Origin of the sequence: Mycobacterium marinum, from assembly GCF_003391395.1 — a bacterium.
GTDB classification, from domain to species: domain Bacteria; phylum Actinomycetota; class Actinomycetes; order Mycobacteriales; family Mycobacteriaceae; genus Mycobacterium; species Mycobacterium marinum.
Genome location: NZ_CP024190.1, coordinates 6,122,355 through 6,138,723, shown reverse-complemented (window position 1 = coordinate 6,138,723; position 16,369 = coordinate 6,122,355). Strand labels below are relative to the sequence as shown.

Here is a 16,369-nt window from a genome sequence, read left to right as displayed (position 1 = left end):
TCCCCGCTAGACGACATCCGTGTCGGGGGAATGGACCAGCAGTTCGGTTGGGATCGGCCGATCGTCGGATGGCGACGGCCGGCCCACCCGGCTGTGGGCCGCCCACAGCGCGGCATAGCGTCCGCCGGCAGCCAGTAGCTCGACGTGGGTGCCGTCCTCGACAATGGTTCCCTGCTCGAGAACCACGATCCGATCTACGAATTCGGCAATTGCCAACTCGTGGGCAATGATCAACGTGGTCCGGTCGGCTGCCAGGCCAAGGGTCGCCCAGTGCACCAAGGCCTCGGTAGCGGGGTCCAGGGCGACGGTGGCCTCGTCGAGCAGCAAGATGTCGGAATCGACCAGCCGCGCCCGAGCCAACGCCAGCAACTGCAGCTGGCCGGCGGACAGATTCCGGCCACCGGCGGCCACCCCATGCTGGTACCCGCCATCGAGCGCGGCGATCATGGGGTGCGCACCCACCTCGCGAGCGGCCCGTTCGACCTGCGCGTCGGTGGCATCGGGACGCCCGTATGCGATGGCATCACGGACCGTCCCGGCAAATAGGTAGGGTTCCTGCGCCACGATGCTGAGCCGGCTGCGGTAGCCATCGATATCGAATTCCCGCAAGTCGCAACCATCGACGCGGATGATTCCGTCCGTCGGGTCGTAGAACCTGGACACCAACTTCATCAGGGTCGATTTCCCTGACCCGGTGGAGCCGACGAACACCACCGTTTGACCGGCGGGAATCCGCAGATTGATCCCGGCCAATGCGGGCGCATCCCGGGTCGGGTACCGGAAGTGAACGGCGTCGAACTCGATCTCACCGCGCAGCGTCCCCACCGGCGCCGCCGTCGGCGAAAATGCGGTCGGTGTGTTCAGCAGCGACCGGATCCGCCCGACGGCCACCGCCGCACGCTGGTACTCGTCAAACATTTGGGACAGCTTGTCGACCGGCGCGAACAACATTTCGACATAGAGCAGGTAGGTCACCAGCGCGCCGACCGAGAGCACACCCGCCTGTACGTCGCGTCCCCCTTCGAACAGCACCAGTGTCGTTGCCAGGCTGCAGGTTAACGGTACGAGCGGGAAATACAGCGCCAGCAGCCGTTGACCACGGACGCGAAGGCGTCGGTAGTCGTCGCTGTGCGCGAAATATGTTTGAAATCCCACGTATTCGGCACGGTAGGCCTGTGCGATTCGCAGCCCTGCGGAGTACTCCCGCAGGGTGGCGGTCACGGTCCCAAGCCGCTGCCGCGCCTGCCGGTAGGTCCAGCTCGACGCCCGGCGGAATTGCCAGGTCGCCAGGCCCAGCATTGGCAAGGTGGCGAAGATGAGCAACGCCAACTTGGCGTTGATGGCCAGCAGTGCCGCCAGAATGCCCACCGCCGTCACCAGGCTGACGATGGCGATGACCAGGCCCGTGCGCAGGAACGCCACAATGGCGTCTACGTCGGCGGTGACCGCGGTAATGATCTGGGAATCACCGTCGTCTTCGAAGGCGTCTAGGTCCAGACGCTGCGCATGGGCAAAGACCAGGGAGCGCAATCGGAACAGCGCTTTCTCCCCGGCGGTTCCGGCGACCACGGCGCTGCCCCACTGTGCGACCAGGCGGATGGCCACGATGGCGGTGCCGGCCAGTGCCGCCCACCACAACGCTGTCAGCACGTGCTGACGGATGCCGACATCGATACCGTGCCTGATCAGCAGGGGCGGCAACAAGCCCGCACCGGTCTCGAGGGCTACCAGCAACAGGCTCACGATCAGTGGCCCGCGGAAGTCGTGCAGCAGCCGGCGCAACAGGTCGGGCTTGGGCGAGTGGTCGCTGGGTTCGGTCGCGTCAGCGGCGACGTCGATGGCCTCCGGTTCCGATTCCGGCCCGGGCGCACCGTCTTCGAACGCGAGATTACGCAGGGGATCTGTTGCGGGCGAAAGTAGTTCGCGATAACGCGAACAGCGTCCCCATAGCTGTTCCGGGGTGCCGATATCGAGCAGATGCCCGGAATCGAGCACCGCGACGCGGTCGGCCAAGGACAGCATGGAGCGGCGGCGGGTGAAGATGACCGCGGTCCGGTCCGCCAGGACCTCTCGCAACACGTCCTGGATCGAAGCTTCGATGACCGCGTCCACGGCCGAGGTCGGCTCGTCCATGATCAACAATCGGGGGTTGCCAACCAGCGCTCGGGCCAGCGCGATGCGTTGCCGCTGCCCGCCGGACAGCGTCAATCCCTGCGCTCCGACCGGCGTCGCGTAGCCGTCCGGCAAGGTGTTCACGAACTCATCGATATGCGCCGCCCGGGCCGCGGCGGTGATCTGCTCCAGCGTCACGTTCGACCGGCCGTAGGAGATGTTTTCACCGATAGTTCCGGAAAACAGGATGGCCTGTTCGGGTACCAGGCCGATAGCCGAGCGCAACGAATCGAGAGTCAGGTCGCGCACATCATGGCCGCCGACGCGGACCGCTCCCGCGGTGACGTCGTAGCAGCGCATCGCCAGCAGCGCCAAGGTGGATTTGCCGCTGCCTGGCGGGCCGACCACGGCAAGGGTTTCCCCGGGCAGAATTGAGAGGTCTATGCCGCGCAGGACGGGGTGTTCGGCCGCATAGCCGAACGACGCGTGCTCGAAGGCGAGGGATACCGGAGTCGACGAGGGCAGCTGCTTGGTGCCATCGACCAGAGTCGGCCGGCTGTCGATGAGTTCGAACACGCGCATGGCGCCCGTCCGCGCCTGCTGCGCGATGGTGAGCATCCCGGCCAGGTCGCACGCCGGGCGCGACACCAGGGTCAGGCAAGACCAGAAGGCAACGAAGGTGCCCACCGTGATCGTGCCCTGTGCCGCCATCCATCCGCCGACCGCGAGGACCGCCATCTGCCCGAAGGCGGGCAGGCTTTGTAGCAGCGGGCCGAAGTATGCGTTGAGTCGGGCTACCCGCACGCGTGCTGCATAGAGCGCGCGGCCGGCGGTGGTGAGTTTCACCGTCTCCTGGGACTGCTGCCCGAAGGCCTTGACTACATGAATCCCGCTGACCGCGGCGTCGACCACGCCGGTGACCGCGGCATTGCGTTCTTGCGCAGTCTCGGTGGCTACCGCCAGCAGGCGGCGGCTGCGGTGCGCGACCAGGCCGATCAGCGGTACAAGTAGCACCACGAGCAAAGCCAGCGGTAGCGATAGCCAAGCCATGACCGCGAGGCAGAGCAGCAGCGTAAGCAGATGCCGGATCACATTGGGCAGGTCGAACAGCAGCGTCTGCACCAGTTCCAGGTCATTGGTGGTCCGGACGATGAGCTGGCCGCTGCTCCAGCGGTCCTGCTGCCGGCCGTCCCAGCGCATCAGTGTCGCAAACGCGTCCACGCGGAGGTCATGCTGCACCAAATGGGCGATTCGACCGCCGTAATGCCGGCGCACGAAGGTCATGAAGTAGATCGCAACGGCAGCGGCAACCAGCACCAGAGCCCACGGCGCTAGAGGTCGGTGATCCGGCGCGATCGCATTGTCTATGACGCGTTTGGTGACCAGCGGAACCATGACCGTGATCGCGGTGCCGACCACCGACGCGAACAATCCCAGCAGCAGGTCACGCCGGTACCGGAGAACGTATTGGGACAACCGTCCCCACCAGTTCGTCCGCATCCCGCCACAGCCCTTTCCCGCGAACCCGGACGACCGCCAGCCCAAATGCGCTGGTGGCCGCCGCAGGCATTCTCCCACGCTGCGCGGATCACCTGCACATCTGCGAAATTTGTCCGGGCGCGCCACCCGGGACGAGTGAACTTGGCCTCGCTTCGTGATGAACCCCGCCGGCTGCTGGCCACCAGCGGGCGGCGTACCTGCGTCTTCGGGTGATGCCCAGCGCGGGCCGCCCTCGACGGTCCAACCGTGGCCCCGCGGCATCGAAATTAATTGAGATGCGCCGACCCGTATCCTGTTGTGGACTTATACCACCAGTGGTGGTTAAGCAGCTTCGGTATGGGAAGGGAAACAGTGGCGCTCGTCGTGCAGAAGTACGGCGGATCCTCGGTGGGCAATGCCGAACGGATTCGCCGCGTCGCCGAACGCATTGTCGAAACCAAGAAGCAGGGCAACGATGTCGTCGTCGTGGTCTCTGCGATGGGCGACACCACCGACGACCTGATGGACCTGGCGCTGCAGGTGTGTCCGGTACCGCCGCCGCGTGAGCTCGACATGCTGCTGACCGCGGGTGAGCGCATCTCCAACGCGCTGGTAGCGATGGCGATCGAATCACTGGGTGCGCATGCGCGGTCCTTCACGGGTTCACAAGCCGGCGTGATCACCACCGGCACCCACGGCAACGCGAAGATCATCGAGGTCACACCGGGACGGCTGCAGGCCGCGCTCGACGAAGGCCGGATCGTGCTGGTCGCCGGCTTCCAGGGGGTGAGCCAAGACAGCAAGGACGTCACCACCTTGGGCCGCGGCGGATCGGACACCACCGCGGTCGCGCTGGCCGCCGCGCTGGGCGCTGACGTCTGTGAGATCTACACCGACGTGGACGGCATCTTCAGCGCGGACCCGCGCATCGTGCACAACGCCCGCAAGCTGGACACCGTCACTTTCGAGGAAATGCTCGAGATGGCGGCCTGCGGCGCCAAGGTGTTGATGCTGCGCTGTGTGGAATACGCGCGCCGGCACAACATTCCGGTGCACGTCCGCTCTTCTTATTCGGACAAACCGGGCACCCTCGTTGTCGGATCGATCAAGGACACACCTATGGAAGACCCCATCCTGACCGGCGTCGCGCACGACCGCAGCGAGGCCAAGGTGACCATCGTCGGGATACCCGACATCCCGGGCTATGCGGCCAAGGTCTTCCGGGCCGTCGCCGAGGCCGACGTGAACATCGACATGGTGTTGCAGAACGTGTCCAAGGTCGAGGACGGCAGGACCGACATCACCTTCACCTGTTCGCGAGACAGTGGCCCCACGGCGGTGGCCAAGCTGGACTTGCTCAAAGACGAAGTCGGCTTCACCCAACTGCTCTACGACGACCACATCGGCAAGCTGTCGCTGATCGGCGCGGGCATGCGCAGCCATCCCGGCGTCACCGCGACGTTCTGTGAGGCGTTGGCGGCGGTCGGCGTGAACATCGAGCTGATCTCTACCTCCGAGATCCGGATCTCGGTGCTGTGCCGCGACACCGAGCTGGACAAGGCGGTTGTCGCCCTGCATGAGGCGTTCGGTCTCGGCGGGGAGGAGGCGGCCACGGTCTACGCGGGGACGGGGCGCTGAGATGGGTGCCACCGGCTTGTCGATAGGGATAGTGGGGGCCACCGGCCAGGTCGGTCAGGTCATGCGCGCGCTGCTCGATGAGCGCGACTTTCCGGCGACCTCCGTCCGGTTCTTCGCATCCGCTCGGTCGCAGGGCCGCAAGCTGCCCTTCCGCGGCCAGGAGATCGAGGTCGAAGACGCCGAGACCGCCGACCCCAGTGGGCTGGACATCGCGCTGTTCTCGGCCGGCGGGGCCATGTCGAAGGTGCAGGCGCCGCGGTTCGCCGCCGCCGGCGTGACGGTGATCGACAACTCGTCGGCCTGGCGTAAAGACCCCGACGTGCCGTTGGTGGTGTCGGAGGTCAACTTCGAGCGCGATGTCGCCAACCGCGCTCGGCCTCTCACGAAGGGCATCATCGCCAACCCGAACTGCACCACGATGGCGGCGATGCCGGTGCTCAAGGTGCTGCACGACGAGGCTGGGCTGGTCCGCATCGTGGTCTCGTCGTATCAAGCCGTGTCCGGTAGCGGGGTGGCGGGCGTCGAGGAACTGGCGACCCAGGTGCGCGAGGTTATCAACGGCGCCGAGCAATTGGTGCACGACGGTGCGGCCCTGCAGTTCCCGGCGCCGGTGAAGTATGTGGCGCCGATCGCGTTCAATGTGGTGCCACTGGCCGGATCGTTGGTGGACGACGGCTCCGGCGAGACCGACGAGGACCAGAAGCTGCGCTTCGAGAGCCGCAAGATTCTCGGCATTCCCGACTTGTTGGTGAGCGGTACCTGCGTGCGGGTACCGGTGTTCACCGGACACTCGTTGTCGATCAATGCCGAATTCGAGCGGCCGCTCTCGCCGGAGCGGGCGCGCGAACTTCTCGATGGGGCCCCGGGCGTCAAAGTCGTCGACGTGCCGACGCCGTTGGCCGCGGCAGGAGTCGACGAGTCGCTGGTCGGTCGCATCCGCCAAGACCCGGGTGTGCCGGACGGGCGCGGCCTGGCGCTGTTCGTGTCGGGGGACAACCTGCGCAAGGGGGCGGCGCTGAACACCATCCAGATCGCCGAACTGCTGGCCGCTGACCGGTGATCTAAGGGTGAGCTCCGCCCTGGTAGTGCGGTGCTCCCTGCTTGTCGTGCTGGTTATCGTTGCCTCGCAATGTGTTTGGACCGCACACGCCGATCCGCCGGCGCCGGGGCCCGCGCCGATTCTGCCGCCGTTGGTGCCCGGCCAAGTGTTGCGCATGGGGCCGACCGCCGGCACCGGAACGCCGACCGGGGACTACGGCATTGGCGCCACCGATCTGTGCGAGTTCGTCGAATTCCCCACCGAGCTGTTGCAGGTGTGCGGCGATAGCTTCGCCGGCCAAGGTGTCGGGTTCGGCGGCTGGTACTCGCCGATCGCATTGCGGGTCGACACCGCGTCCGTCGATGACCCGGCCGGGGTGCGCTACACCGGCGTCACGGGCATCGGCAGCCCGCTGCTTGCCGATCCCACACCTGCCGGCAACTCGCAGCTGCCCGCCGGAGTGGTGCAGATCAACCGGCACAACTACGTGATGGTGACCACGACCAAAGACCTGGAGCCGCAGAGTTCGAGGCTGGTGTTGGCGGTGCCGGAGCGTGCGGGCTGGCAGACCATCGCGGGCACCCAGCGCGCGGCCCGGTATCAGGACGGGTCACAGACTCAGATCAGCGGGTACTACGACCCCATTCCCACCCCCGATTCGCCCGGCGGCTGGGTGTACATCGTGGCCGACAATTTCACCCGGAGAGATCCGGTGCTGCTGTATCGGGCGACGCCGCAGACCTTCATCGACCGGTCCAAGTGGCAAGGCTGGGCCGGCGGGCCCGGCGGCGGTTGGAACAAGCCGCCGACACCGCTCTGGCCCGATCAGGTCGGCGAAATGAGCATTCGGCAGATCGATGGCATGACCGTGTTGTCGTATTTCAACGCGACCACTCTCAACATGGAAGTGCGAGTGGCCGCCAATCCGACGTTGCTGGGCGATGCGCCGGTCACGACGGTGGTGCAGCACGACGAGTGGCCGGAACCCGCGGAGAGTCTGCCGCCGCCATTCGACAACCGGCTCGCCCAGCCCTACGGCGGCTACATCTCGCCCGGCTCCACCCTCGACGAGCTGCGGATATTCGTCAGCCAGTGGGACACCCGCGCGCGGATGAGTGGGCCGTATCGGGTGATCCAATTCGCGGTGAACCCGTTCAAGCCCTGAGTTCGCCGAGGTCACGGGGTGTTAGTAGGCCCTTTAGGCCCAATCCTGGGCGCCGCGGATCAACGGTCGGGGCACGGCTCATAGCTGCTACATAAGTAGTGCATAGCCGCCACTATTGTTTCCTTAGGCATCATTCGTGTCATGAGTGAAACGTCCGAAACTTCTGCCGCACCAACTTCGACCGTGGTCGCGCCGCCGCCACCACCGCAGCACCAGACTCCCAAGGTCTTCAAGGCCGCGGCGTGGGTGGCCATCGTTGCCGGGATCGTGTTCATCGTCTCGGTGATCTTCTTCACCGGATTCCGACTCGGTATGCACAGCGGTCACGGTGGTTTCCATCGCGGCCACCACCACAAGCACCACCCCGCGATGATGCTGCGCCCGGGAATGCACCACGGCGGAGCCCCGGCGGTCAGCCCCGGTTCCGGCCCAGGTGGGCCCGGCGAGGTCCCGACCTCGGTTGCGCCTTCCACCACACCAGGGCGCTAGACGACACCTTGACCCGGTAGCCCGGCGCTCGGCTCCCGAGCTCCGGGCTACATCAATTCATGGCAACTTTGCGGCTCGGACTCTTTACGGTTCCTGCAGGTTGAGCAATATTCGAAGGATGAGTGAAACATCCGAACCCGCAACTCCGCCGCCTGCGGTCGCTGCCGCTGCGCCACCCCCACCGCCGCCGGTGGAAAAGGTGCCCGCCCTCTACCGGGTCGCGGCGTGGGTCGTCATCGTCGCGGGAATCACCTTCATCGCCTCGACCCTGTTCTTCGCCGGCGCCCTGGTCTTCGGGCACGGCGCCTGCCATCACCATCGCCACCACCATCACGGCATGTTCAAGCCCGGCGGTAGCGGTGGTCCCGGCGGTCCCGGCGGTCCCGGCGGTCCCGGCGGGATGTTCTTTCTGCCCGGTCCGCCTCCTCCGGGGATGGGGCCCGGGATGGGGCCGGGCATGGGTCCGGGCATGGGGCCCGGGATGAGCCCCGGCCCGCACGGGGGCGCCACCGGCCCCGTCCAAACACCGAGCGCACCCGCTCCCAGCACCCCACCAGCTCGCCCCTAGCGCCGCGCCGCCCGGTGATTCGGGCGCCAGAAATTGGGTATGGGTAACTAGGTGCCGGTACTGCGCGCCGTGCCAGGTGATAGCTGGCAGCGGTATCGGCCGATGTCCCATGGCTTTTCTTTTCGCGGACCAGCCCAACAGCCCAATCACGCAAGGAGGTGCCGAAATGGCGGAACGCTACACCACCACCGACGCCGGCAATCCCGCGCCCAGTGACGACCAATCGCTGACCATCGGCCCCGACGGACCGATCCTGCTGCAGGATCACTACCTGATCGAACAGATGGCGATGTTCAACCGGGAACGCATCCCGGAACGCCAGCCACACGCCAAAGGTGGCGGCGCGCACGGCCACTTCGAGGTGACCCACGATGTCAGCAAGTACACCCGGGCGGCGGTGTTCGCGCCAGGTGCCAAGACGGACACGCTGATCCGCTTCTCCACCGTCGCCGGCGAGCGCGGCAGCCCGGACACCTGGCGGGACCCGCGTGGTTTCGCGTTGAAGTTCTATACCCCCGAGGGAAACTTCGACATGGTCGGCAACAACACGCCGGTCTTCTTCATGCGCGACCCGCTGAAATTCCAGCACTTCATCCGGTCTCAAAAACGGTTGCAGGCGAGCAACGTGCGCGACCACAACATGCAATGGGACTTCTGGAGCCTGTCGCCGGAGTCCGCGCACCAGGTGACCTGGCTGATGGGTGATCGGGGGATTCCCAAGAGCTGGCGCCACATGAACGGCTACAGCAGCCACACCTACAGCTGGATCAATGCCGCCGACGAGATCTTCTGGGTGAAGTACCACTTCATCACCGATCAGGGCATCGACTTCCTCACCCAAGCGGACGCCGACCGGCTGGCCGGTGAGGACGGCGACTACCACCAGCGCGACCTCTACGAAGCGATCGAGCGCGGTGACTTTCCCAGTTGGACCCTCAAGATGCAGATCATGGGGTTCGAAGAGGCCAAGAGCTACCGGTTCAATCCCTTCGATCTGACCAAGGTCTGGCCACACAGCGACTATCCGTTGATCGATGTCGGCAAGTTGACCTTGGACCGCAACGTCACCGACTACCACACCGAGATCGAGCAAGCGGCGTTCGAGCCCAACAACATCGTGCCCGGTACCGGGCTGAGCCCGGACAAGATGCTCTTGGCCCGCGGGTTCTCCTACTCCGACGCGCACCGGGCCCGGTTGGGCACCAATTACCGCCAGATCCCGGTGAATTCGCCGATAGTGCAGGTGAATAGCTACTCCAAGGATGGCGCGATGCGGGTGCGCAACGCGTCGGATCCGGTATACGCGCCCAACTCTTACGGTGGCCCGCAGGCCGATCCGGCCCGCGCCGCGGAGGTGCGCTGGCACGCCGACGGGCAGATGATGCGCGCCGCGTACACGCCGCACCCCGAAGACGACGACTGGGGCCAGGCCGGCACCATGGTCCGCGAAGTTCTTGACGATTCAGCGCGGGATCGGTTGGCCAGCAACATCATTGGACATGTCTGCAAGGGTGTGAAGGAGCCGGTGCTCTCGCGTGTCTTCGAGTATTGGCGCAATGTCGACCCCGATCTGGGCAAGGCGGTTGAGGAAGGGGTGCGGGCCAACTCCAGTTGAGCGCGGCCTCGCCTGGCATGATCGGCCTCATGGCCAGTCCGACCCCCTTGCGCCCCGCGACGGCGGCAGCGCTGCTCGGGCTGGGAGTGGCTGCCTCGTTGGTGGCTTCGCCTGCGCTGGCCAACCCGTCGGATCCGGGCGTGGTGTCTTACGCGGTCCTCGGCAAGGGGTCGGTGGGCAATATCGTCGGCGCGCCGATGGGGTGGGAGTCGGTGTTCACTGAGCCGTTCCAGGCGTATTCGGTTGACCTACCGGTGTGCAATAACTGGGCTGACATCGGGCTACCCGAGGTATTCGACGATCCCGACCTGGCCTCGTTCAACGGGGCTACCACGCAGACCTCTGCCACCGACCAGACTCACTACGTCAAGCAGGCGGTCGGTGTATTCGCCACCGCCGATGCCGCGAGCCGGGCGTTCCATCGCGTCGTCGACCGAACCGTGGGTTGTTCGGGGCAGACCACCGCCATGCATCTGGACAACGGCACCACCCAGGTTTGGTCGTTCGACGGTCCCGCGCCCACGGCTACCGACGCGGCGTGGACCAAGCAGGAAGCCGACACCGACCGGCGCTGTTTCAATCAAACTCGGCTGCGTGAAAATGTGTTGTTGCAGGCCAAAGTCTGCCAGTCTGGCAACGGCGGTCCCGCGGTCAACGTGCTGGCCGGGGCAATGCAGAACGCCCTGGGCCAGTAATCCCCACGAATGTGGGTACCCGTCTGACCCGTGCAACCAAGACGTGCGGGAATATGTCGGGACGGTCTGGAAGATGACCTGGAAGATGGCATGTGGCGGTTATCGTTGCCGATAGCCGCGCAGCATCCGGCCCGGAGGGATCGTGATATGACGTTCGCCCCCAGTCCTGCGGCGACGTCGCAGCTGGACAGCTCCCGTGCGGCCGCCGCCGACATCGCCGGTTCGGCGGTCGCGGCGCAGTACATCGCCAATGGCTGCCTGGTCGACGGCCCCGTTGGGCGAGTCGGTTTGGAGATCGAAGCGCACTGCTACGACCCAGCCGATCCGCTTCGCCGCCCGAGCTGGGAAGAGATCGGCGACGTTCTCGAGGGGCTGGGCCAGCCGCCGGGTGGGAGTGCGGTCACCGTCGAACCCGGCGGGGCCGTGGAATTATCGGGTCCGCCGTGCGACGGCATCCTGGCCGCCATCGACGCGATGAACCGGGACCAAGCCGTGCTGCGGTCGGCCTTTGCCGACGCCGGGTTGGGCCTGGTCTGTCTGGGTGCGGACCCGATTCGTCCGACCATGCGGATCAATCCGGGCGCGCGCTACCAGGCCATGGAGCAGTTCTTCACCGCCAGCCAGTCCGGGATGGCCGGCGCCGCAATGATGACGTCGACCGCCTCCATCCAGGTCAACCTGGATGCCGGGCCGCTGTCGGGATGGGCGTCTCGGGTGCGATTGGCGCACGCCCTGGGACCCACGATGATCGCGATCGCCGCGAACTCGCCGATGCTGGGCGGCGAGTTCTCCGGCTGGAGATCAACCCGGCAGCGGGTGTGGGGGCAGATGGACGACGGCCGATGCGGGCCGATCCTCGGGGCCAGCGCGGACGATCCCGCCACCGACTGGGCGCACTACGCGCTCAAGGCCCCGGTGATGCTGGTGCACAATCCGGATGCCGTGGCGGTGACCCACCATGTGCCCTTCGCCGACTGGGTGGACGGTCGGGTCTTGCTGGGCGATCGGCGGCCGACCTACGCCGATCTCGACTACCACCTGACCACGCTGTTCCCGCCGGTGCGGCCACGCCAGTGGCTGGAGATCCGCTATCTGGACAGTCTTTCCAACGTGTTCTGGCCCGCCGTGGTGTTCACCCTGGTGACGCTGTTGGATGATCCCGGCGCCGCAGAGCTGGCCTTCGAGGCCGTCCAGCCGGTCGCCACCGAGTGGGACACGGCGGCGCGCGCGGGCCTGGGAGATCCGCGGCTGCATGCGGCGGCCAACCGGTGTGTGGCCATCGCCGCCGAACGGGCGCCGGCCGAGCTTGCCGACGCCCTGCAGTCGCTGCTGGCTTACGTGCAGCGGGGCCGCTGCCCCGGTGACGACTTTGGCGATCAGGTGACCGAGCATGGTGTCGCGCCGGCAATCGCGCGGCTGGCCCGAGGGGAACAGTGACCTCACGAGAAAGACTTGCCGAGGACCTGGATCGGGTCCGGACCCAAACGTTGCGGCTGGTCGATTTCGACGACGCCGAACTTCGTCGCCAGTATGACCCCCTGATGAGCCCGCTGGTGTGGGACCTGGCCCATATCGGTCAGCAGGAAGAGCTGTGGCTGCTACGTGAGGGCGACCCGGATCGGCCGGGGATGCTGCCGCGGGCGGTCGAGGGTCTCTACGACGCCTTCGTGCACAACCGGGCCAGTCGGGTCGAGCTTCCGCTGCTGTCCCCGGTGCAGGCGCACTCATATTGCCGGACGGTCCGCGCGGCCGTGCTGGATGCTCTCGACGCCCTGGACGGACAGGGCGATGACTTCACGTTCGGCATGGTGATCAGCCACGAAAGCCAACACAACGAGACGATGTTGCAGGCGCTGAATCTGCGATCCGGCCCGCCGTTGCTGGGGCAGACCCCCGCCTTGCCTCCCGGACGGGCGGGCCTGGCCGGAACGTCGGTAGAGGTCCCCGCCGGGCCGTTCGTGCTGGGTGTGGACGGTAGCGCCGAGCCGTACTCACTGGACAATGAGCGTCCCGCCCACCCGGTTGACGTTGCGGCGTTCCGGATCGGCCGGGTGCCGGTCACCAATGCCGAATGGCAGCACTTCATCGACGACGGCGGCTACCAGCAGTCGCGGTGGTGGTCATCGCGCGGCTGGGCGCACCGCCAGAGCGCCGGCCTGAGCGCGCCGCAATTCTGGAACGCCGATGGGCGAACCCGAACCCGATTCGGCTACCAGGAAGACATCCCGGCCGATGAGCCGGTGCAGCATGTCACCTACTTCGAGGCCGAGGCCTACGCGGCCTGGGCCGGAGCCCGGCTACCCACCGAGATCGAGTGGGAGAAGGCGTGCGCGTGGGACCCGGTGACCAATTCGCGCCGCCGCTATCCGTGGGGGGACTCCGCGGGGCCGGTCGGCAACTTCGCCGCCCACGCCAACCTGGGTGCCACGGCGTTGCGTCCGGCACCGGTCGGTGCGTATCCGGCCGGCGCTTCGGCGTACGGAGCCGAGCAGATGCTCGGTGATGTCTGGGAATGGACCGCGTCGCCGCTGCGGCCCTGGCCGGGCTTCGCCCCGATGATCTACCAGCGCTACTCGCAGCCGTTCTTCGACGGCGACTATCGGGTGCTGCGTGGTGGATCTTGGGCGGTCGAGCCGGCCATCCTGCGACCCAGCTTCCGGAACTGGGACCATCCGTATCGACGCCAGATCTTCGCGGGCGTTCGGTTGGCGTGGTCCATTGAGGATGCCGCCTGATGTGTCGTCATCTCGGTTGGCTCGGCAGCGAGGTCACGCTTTCCTCGCTGATGCTGGATCCGCCTTACGGTCTGCGGGTGCAGTCGTATGCGCCGCGCCGCCAGAAGCACTGCCTGATGAACGCCGACGGCTGGGGTGCCGGCTTCTTCGACAGCGGTTACGACGACCCCGCGCCCCGGCGCTGGCGTAGCCCGGCTCCGCTGTGGGGTGATGCGTCCTTTGATTCGGTGGCACCGGCATTGCGCAGCTCGTGCGTGGTGGCCGCGGTGCGTTCCGCAACCGTCGGAATGCCAATCGACATCAGCGCGACCGCCCCATTCACCGACGGCCGCTGGCTGTTGTCGCACAACGGCATCGTCGACCGGGCCGTGTTACCGCGCAGCGACTCAGCCGAATCGGTATGTGACAGCGCATTGCTCGCGGCGGCCATCTTCGAGCGCGGTCTGGATGCGCTGGGCGACACGATCCGCGAGATCGGGGCCGCCGATCCAGGTGCCCGGCTTAATGTGCTGGCCGCGAACGGGTCTCGCTTGCTTGCCACTACCTGGAACGAAACCCTTTCCATCCTGCGTCGCCCCGATGGGGTGGTGGTGGCCAGTGAGCCCTATGACAACGGCACCGACTGGGAAGATGTGCCGGACCGGCACCTGGTCGAGGTCACCGCGGAAGGGGTTACCTTGACCGCATTGGAGCCCACGAAAGGAACGCGATGACGCTGTCGCTATCCAACCACCTGGCCGAGGACTCGGTCTATCTCGCGTTGCGTCGCGACGTGTTCGACGGGCTGCAGAAGAGCCCAAAGTCGCTGCCGCCCAAATGGTTCTATGATGCCGTCGGCAGTGAGCTGTTCGATCAGATCACCCGATTGCCGGAGTACTATCCGACCCGCGCCGAGGCGCAGATTCTGCGTGCCCGGTCGGCCGACATCGCGGCAGCCAGCTCGGCCGACACCCTGGTCGAGCTCGGCAGCGGTACTTCGGAAAAGACGCGGCTGTTGTTGAACGCGCTACGAGACCGCGGCCTGCTGCAAAGATTCGTTCCCTTCGATGTCGACGAAAGTGTGTTGTCGGCGGCCGCAAGCGCGATTCAAAGCGAATATGCCGGCATCGAAATCAACGCCGTCTGCGGTGATTTCGAGGAACACCTGGCCGAGATCCCGACCGGCGGGCGTCGGCTGTTCGTCTTCTTGGGCTCGACGATCGGCAACCTCACGCCCGGGCCCCGAGCGGAGTTCCTGGCCGGCCTGGCCGCGGTGATGCGGCCCGGAGACAGTCTGTTGCTGGGCACCGACCTGGTCAAGGACACCGACCGGCTGATCCGCGCGTATGACGATGCCGCGGGAGTGACGGCGCGGTTCAACCGCAACGTGCTCGCCGTGGTCAACCGAGAACTCGATGCGGACTTCAACGTGGACGCATACCAGCACATCGCCCGCTGGAACAGCGTGGAGGAGCGCATCGAGATGTGGCTGCGGGCCGAGGGCCGGCAGCGGGTGCGGGTGCGTGCGTTGGGATTGACCGTCGATTTTGCTGCCGGTGAGGAGATGCTCACCGAGGTTTCCTGCAAGTTCCGGCCGGAAGGTGTCAGTGCCGAGCTGGACGCGGCTGGCCTGCGTCGCATCCAGTGGTGGACCGACGAGGCCGGCGACTTCGGACTGTCCCTGGCCACCAAGTGACCGACACCCTGGCCGACCGGTGGCGGGCGGCACGTCCTGCGGCGGCGGGACTGCACTTGGACAGTGCCGCCTGCTCGCGGCAAAGTCTCGAGGTGCTGCAGGCCGTCGCCGCCCATGGTCTACACGAGGCGGAGGTCGGTGGATACGTGGCCGCCGAGGCCGCCGCACCCGTGCTTGATGCGGGGCGCGCCGCGGTCGCGACCTTGTGTGGCGTGCCTGACGCGCGGGTGGTGTTCACCACCGGCTCGCTGCACGCACTGGATCTGCTGTTGGGCAGCTGGCCGCGGGAGAGCCGGACGCTGGCCTGCCTGCCCGGCGAGTACGGTCCCAACCTGGCGGTCATGGCCGCGCACGGATTCGAGGTTCGCCTGCTGCCGACGCTGGACGACGGCCGGCTCGCCCTCGACGATGCGGCCTACGAACTCGAGGAAAACCCACCGGAGCTGGTGCACCTGACGCCGGTGGCCAGCCACCGGGGCACCGTGCAGCCGCTGGCCATGATGGCCGAGCTCTGCCGCGAGCTGGGGCTGCCCCTGGTCGTCGACGCCGCTCAGGGGATGGGCCAGATAGATTGCGCCGTGGGCGCCGATGTCACGTATTCGTCGTCGCGCAAGTGGCTGGCCGGGCCGCGCGGTGTCGGAGTGCTGGCCATGCGCCCGGAGGTGCTGGATCGGTTGACGCCGCGCCTGGCGCACCCGGATTGGTCCCCGGATTCACCGTCCACGTCGGTCGCCCAGATCCTGGAGTTTGGCGAAGCCAATATTGCGGCGCGAGTTGGGTTTTCACTAGCGGTGGGGGAGCATCTGGAATATGGGCCGGCGTTGATCCGGGCCCGCCTGGCCGAGCTGGGCGCCGCGGCCCGTCGGGTGCTGGCGGACGTGGACGGCTGGCTGGTGGTCGAAGAGGTTGACGAGCCCAGCGCGATTACCACTTTGGCGCCAATCGACGGCGCCGACCCGGCGGCGGTGCGGGAGTGGCTACTCGAGCAGCGCCGGATCTTGACCACCTACGCCGGAATTGCGCGGGCGCCCCAAGAGCTGACGGCCCCGGTGCTACGCATCTCGCCACACGTCGATACCACGGCCGAGGATCTGGAAAACTTCGCTGAAGCGCTGATCGAGGCGACCGCGGCGACCACCGCTACCTGACGGTGCGGGGC

At 66.7% G+C, this 16,369-nt stretch carries 13 protein-coding genes; 12 read left to right on the top strand and 1 reads right to left on the bottom strand.

What is annotated here, in order from left to right; genetic code table 11:
• Positions 1-6: 6 nt before the first annotated feature.
• Complete coding sequence (locus CCUG20998_RS26095) at positions 7-3,612, bottom strand: ABC transporter ATP-binding protein (RefSeq protein ID WP_036456747.1); 3,606 nt, start codon at positions 3,610-3,612, stop codon at positions 7-9.
• A gap of 351 nt (positions 3,613-3,963) precedes the next feature.
• On the opposite strand from CCUG20998_RS26095, the gene CCUG20998_RS26090 reads away from it, so the two are divergent.
• The 12 genes from CCUG20998_RS26090 (at position 3,964) to egtE (ending at position 16,358) form a co-directional block, all read left to right on the top strand.
• A complete protein-coding gene (locus CCUG20998_RS26090; RefSeq protein ID WP_103653937.1) occupies positions 3,964-5,229 on the top strand; it encodes an aspartate kinase in 1,266 nt (421 codons plus the stop codon).
• Between the two features lies 1 nt (position 5,230).
• A complete protein-coding gene (locus CCUG20998_RS26085; protein WP_020730947.1) occupies positions 5,231-6,289 on the top strand; it encodes an aspartate-semialdehyde dehydrogenase in 1,059 nt (352 codons plus the stop codon).
• 7 nt (positions 6,290-6,296) lie between these two features.
• Positions 6,297-7,433 (top strand): DUF4185 domain-containing protein, encoded by a 1,137-nt coding sequence (locus CCUG20998_RS26080; protein WP_020730946.1) that lies wholly within the window; start codon positions 6,297-6,299, stop codon positions 7,431-7,433.
• A gap of 132 nt (positions 7,434-7,565) precedes the next feature.
• Entirely contained in the window at positions 7,566-7,922 is a 357-nt protein-coding gene (locus CCUG20998_RS26075) for a hypothetical protein (RefSeq protein WP_373120945.1), read from the top strand.
• A gap of 118 nt (positions 7,923-8,040) precedes the next feature.
• Positions 8,041-8,490 (top strand): hypothetical protein, encoded by a 450-nt coding sequence (locus CCUG20998_RS26070; protein WP_020730945.1) that lies wholly within the window; start codon positions 8,041-8,043, stop codon positions 8,488-8,490.
• 166 nt (positions 8,491-8,656) lie between these two features.
• A complete protein-coding gene (locus CCUG20998_RS26065) occupies positions 8,657-10,105 on the top strand; it encodes a catalase (protein WP_020730944.1) in 1,449 nt (482 codons plus the stop codon).
• Positions 10,106-10,152: 47 nt separating this feature from the next.
• Positions 10,153-10,800: a sensor domain-containing protein gene (locus CCUG20998_RS26060; RefSeq protein WP_036457070.1), complete on the top strand. Its 648-nt coding sequence runs from the start codon at positions 10,153-10,155 to the stop codon at positions 10,798-10,800.
• A 147-nt stretch (positions 10,801-10,947) separates the two neighbouring features.
• A complete protein-coding gene (gene egtA / locus CCUG20998_RS26055) occupies positions 10,948-12,237 on the top strand; it encodes an ergothioneine biosynthesis glutamate--cysteine ligase EgtA (protein ID WP_020730942.1) in 1,290 nt (429 codons plus the stop codon).
• Positions 12,234-13,535, top strand: a complete 1,302-nt coding sequence (egtB, locus tag CCUG20998_RS26050) for an ergothioneine biosynthesis protein EgtB (RefSeq protein WP_020730941.1) — start codon at positions 12,234-12,236, stop codon at positions 13,533-13,535. The genes egtA and egtB overlap by 4 nt, the downstream gene beginning before the upstream one ends.
• The gene (gene egtC / locus CCUG20998_RS26045; RefSeq protein WP_020730940.1) at positions 13,535-14,248 is read left to right on the top strand and encodes an ergothioneine biosynthesis protein EgtC; all 714 of its coding nucleotides are present in this window, start codon (positions 13,535-13,537) and stop codon (positions 14,246-14,248) included. Before egtB ends, egtC begins: the two co-directional genes overlap by 1 nt.
• Positions 14,245-15,210 carry an L-histidine N(alpha)-methyltransferase gene (gene egtD / locus CCUG20998_RS26040; protein WP_012396724.1) on the top strand — a complete coding sequence of 322 codons (966 nt, stop codon included), beginning with the start codon at positions 14,245-14,247 and terminating at the stop codon, positions 15,208-15,210. Before egtC ends, egtD begins: the two co-directional genes overlap by 4 nt.
• Positions 15,207-16,358, top strand: a complete 1,152-nt coding sequence (egtE, locus tag CCUG20998_RS26035; protein ID WP_020730939.1) for an ergothioneine biosynthesis PLP-dependent enzyme EgtE — start codon at positions 15,207-15,209, stop codon at positions 16,356-16,358. The genes egtD and egtE overlap by 4 nt, the downstream gene beginning before the upstream one ends.
• Positions 16,359-16,369: the final 11 nt, after the last annotated feature.

What these genes read in the sequence shown, in the direction of transcription:
- CCUG20998_RS26095 (WP_036456747.1), bottom strand. Translation starts at nt 3,612, where the DNA reads ATGCGGACGAACTGGTGGGGACGGTTGTCCCAATACGTTCTCCGGTAC.
- CCUG20998_RS26085 (WP_020730947.1), top strand. Translation starts at nt 5,231, where the DNA reads ATGGGTGCCACCGGCTTGTCGATAGGGATAGTGGGGGCCACCGGCCAG.
- CCUG20998_RS26070 (WP_020730945.1), top strand. Translation starts at nt 8,041, where the DNA reads ATGAGTGAAACATCCGAACCCGCAACTCCGCCGCCTGCGGTCGCTGCC.
- CCUG20998_RS26065 (WP_020730944.1), top strand. Translation starts at nt 8,657, where the DNA reads ATGGCGGAACGCTACACCACCACCGACGCCGGCAATCCCGCGCCCAGT.
- egtA (WP_020730942.1), top strand. Translation starts at nt 10,948, where the DNA reads ATGACGTTCGCCCCCAGTCCTGCGGCGACGTCGCAGCTGGACAGCTCC.
- egtC (WP_020730940.1), top strand. Translation starts at nt 13,535, where the DNA reads ATGTGTCGTCATCTCGGTTGGCTCGGCAGCGAGGTCACGCTTTCCTCG.
- egtD (WP_012396724.1), top strand. Translation starts at nt 14,245, where the DNA reads ATGACGCTGTCGCTATCCAACCACCTGGCCGAGGACTCGGTCTATCTC.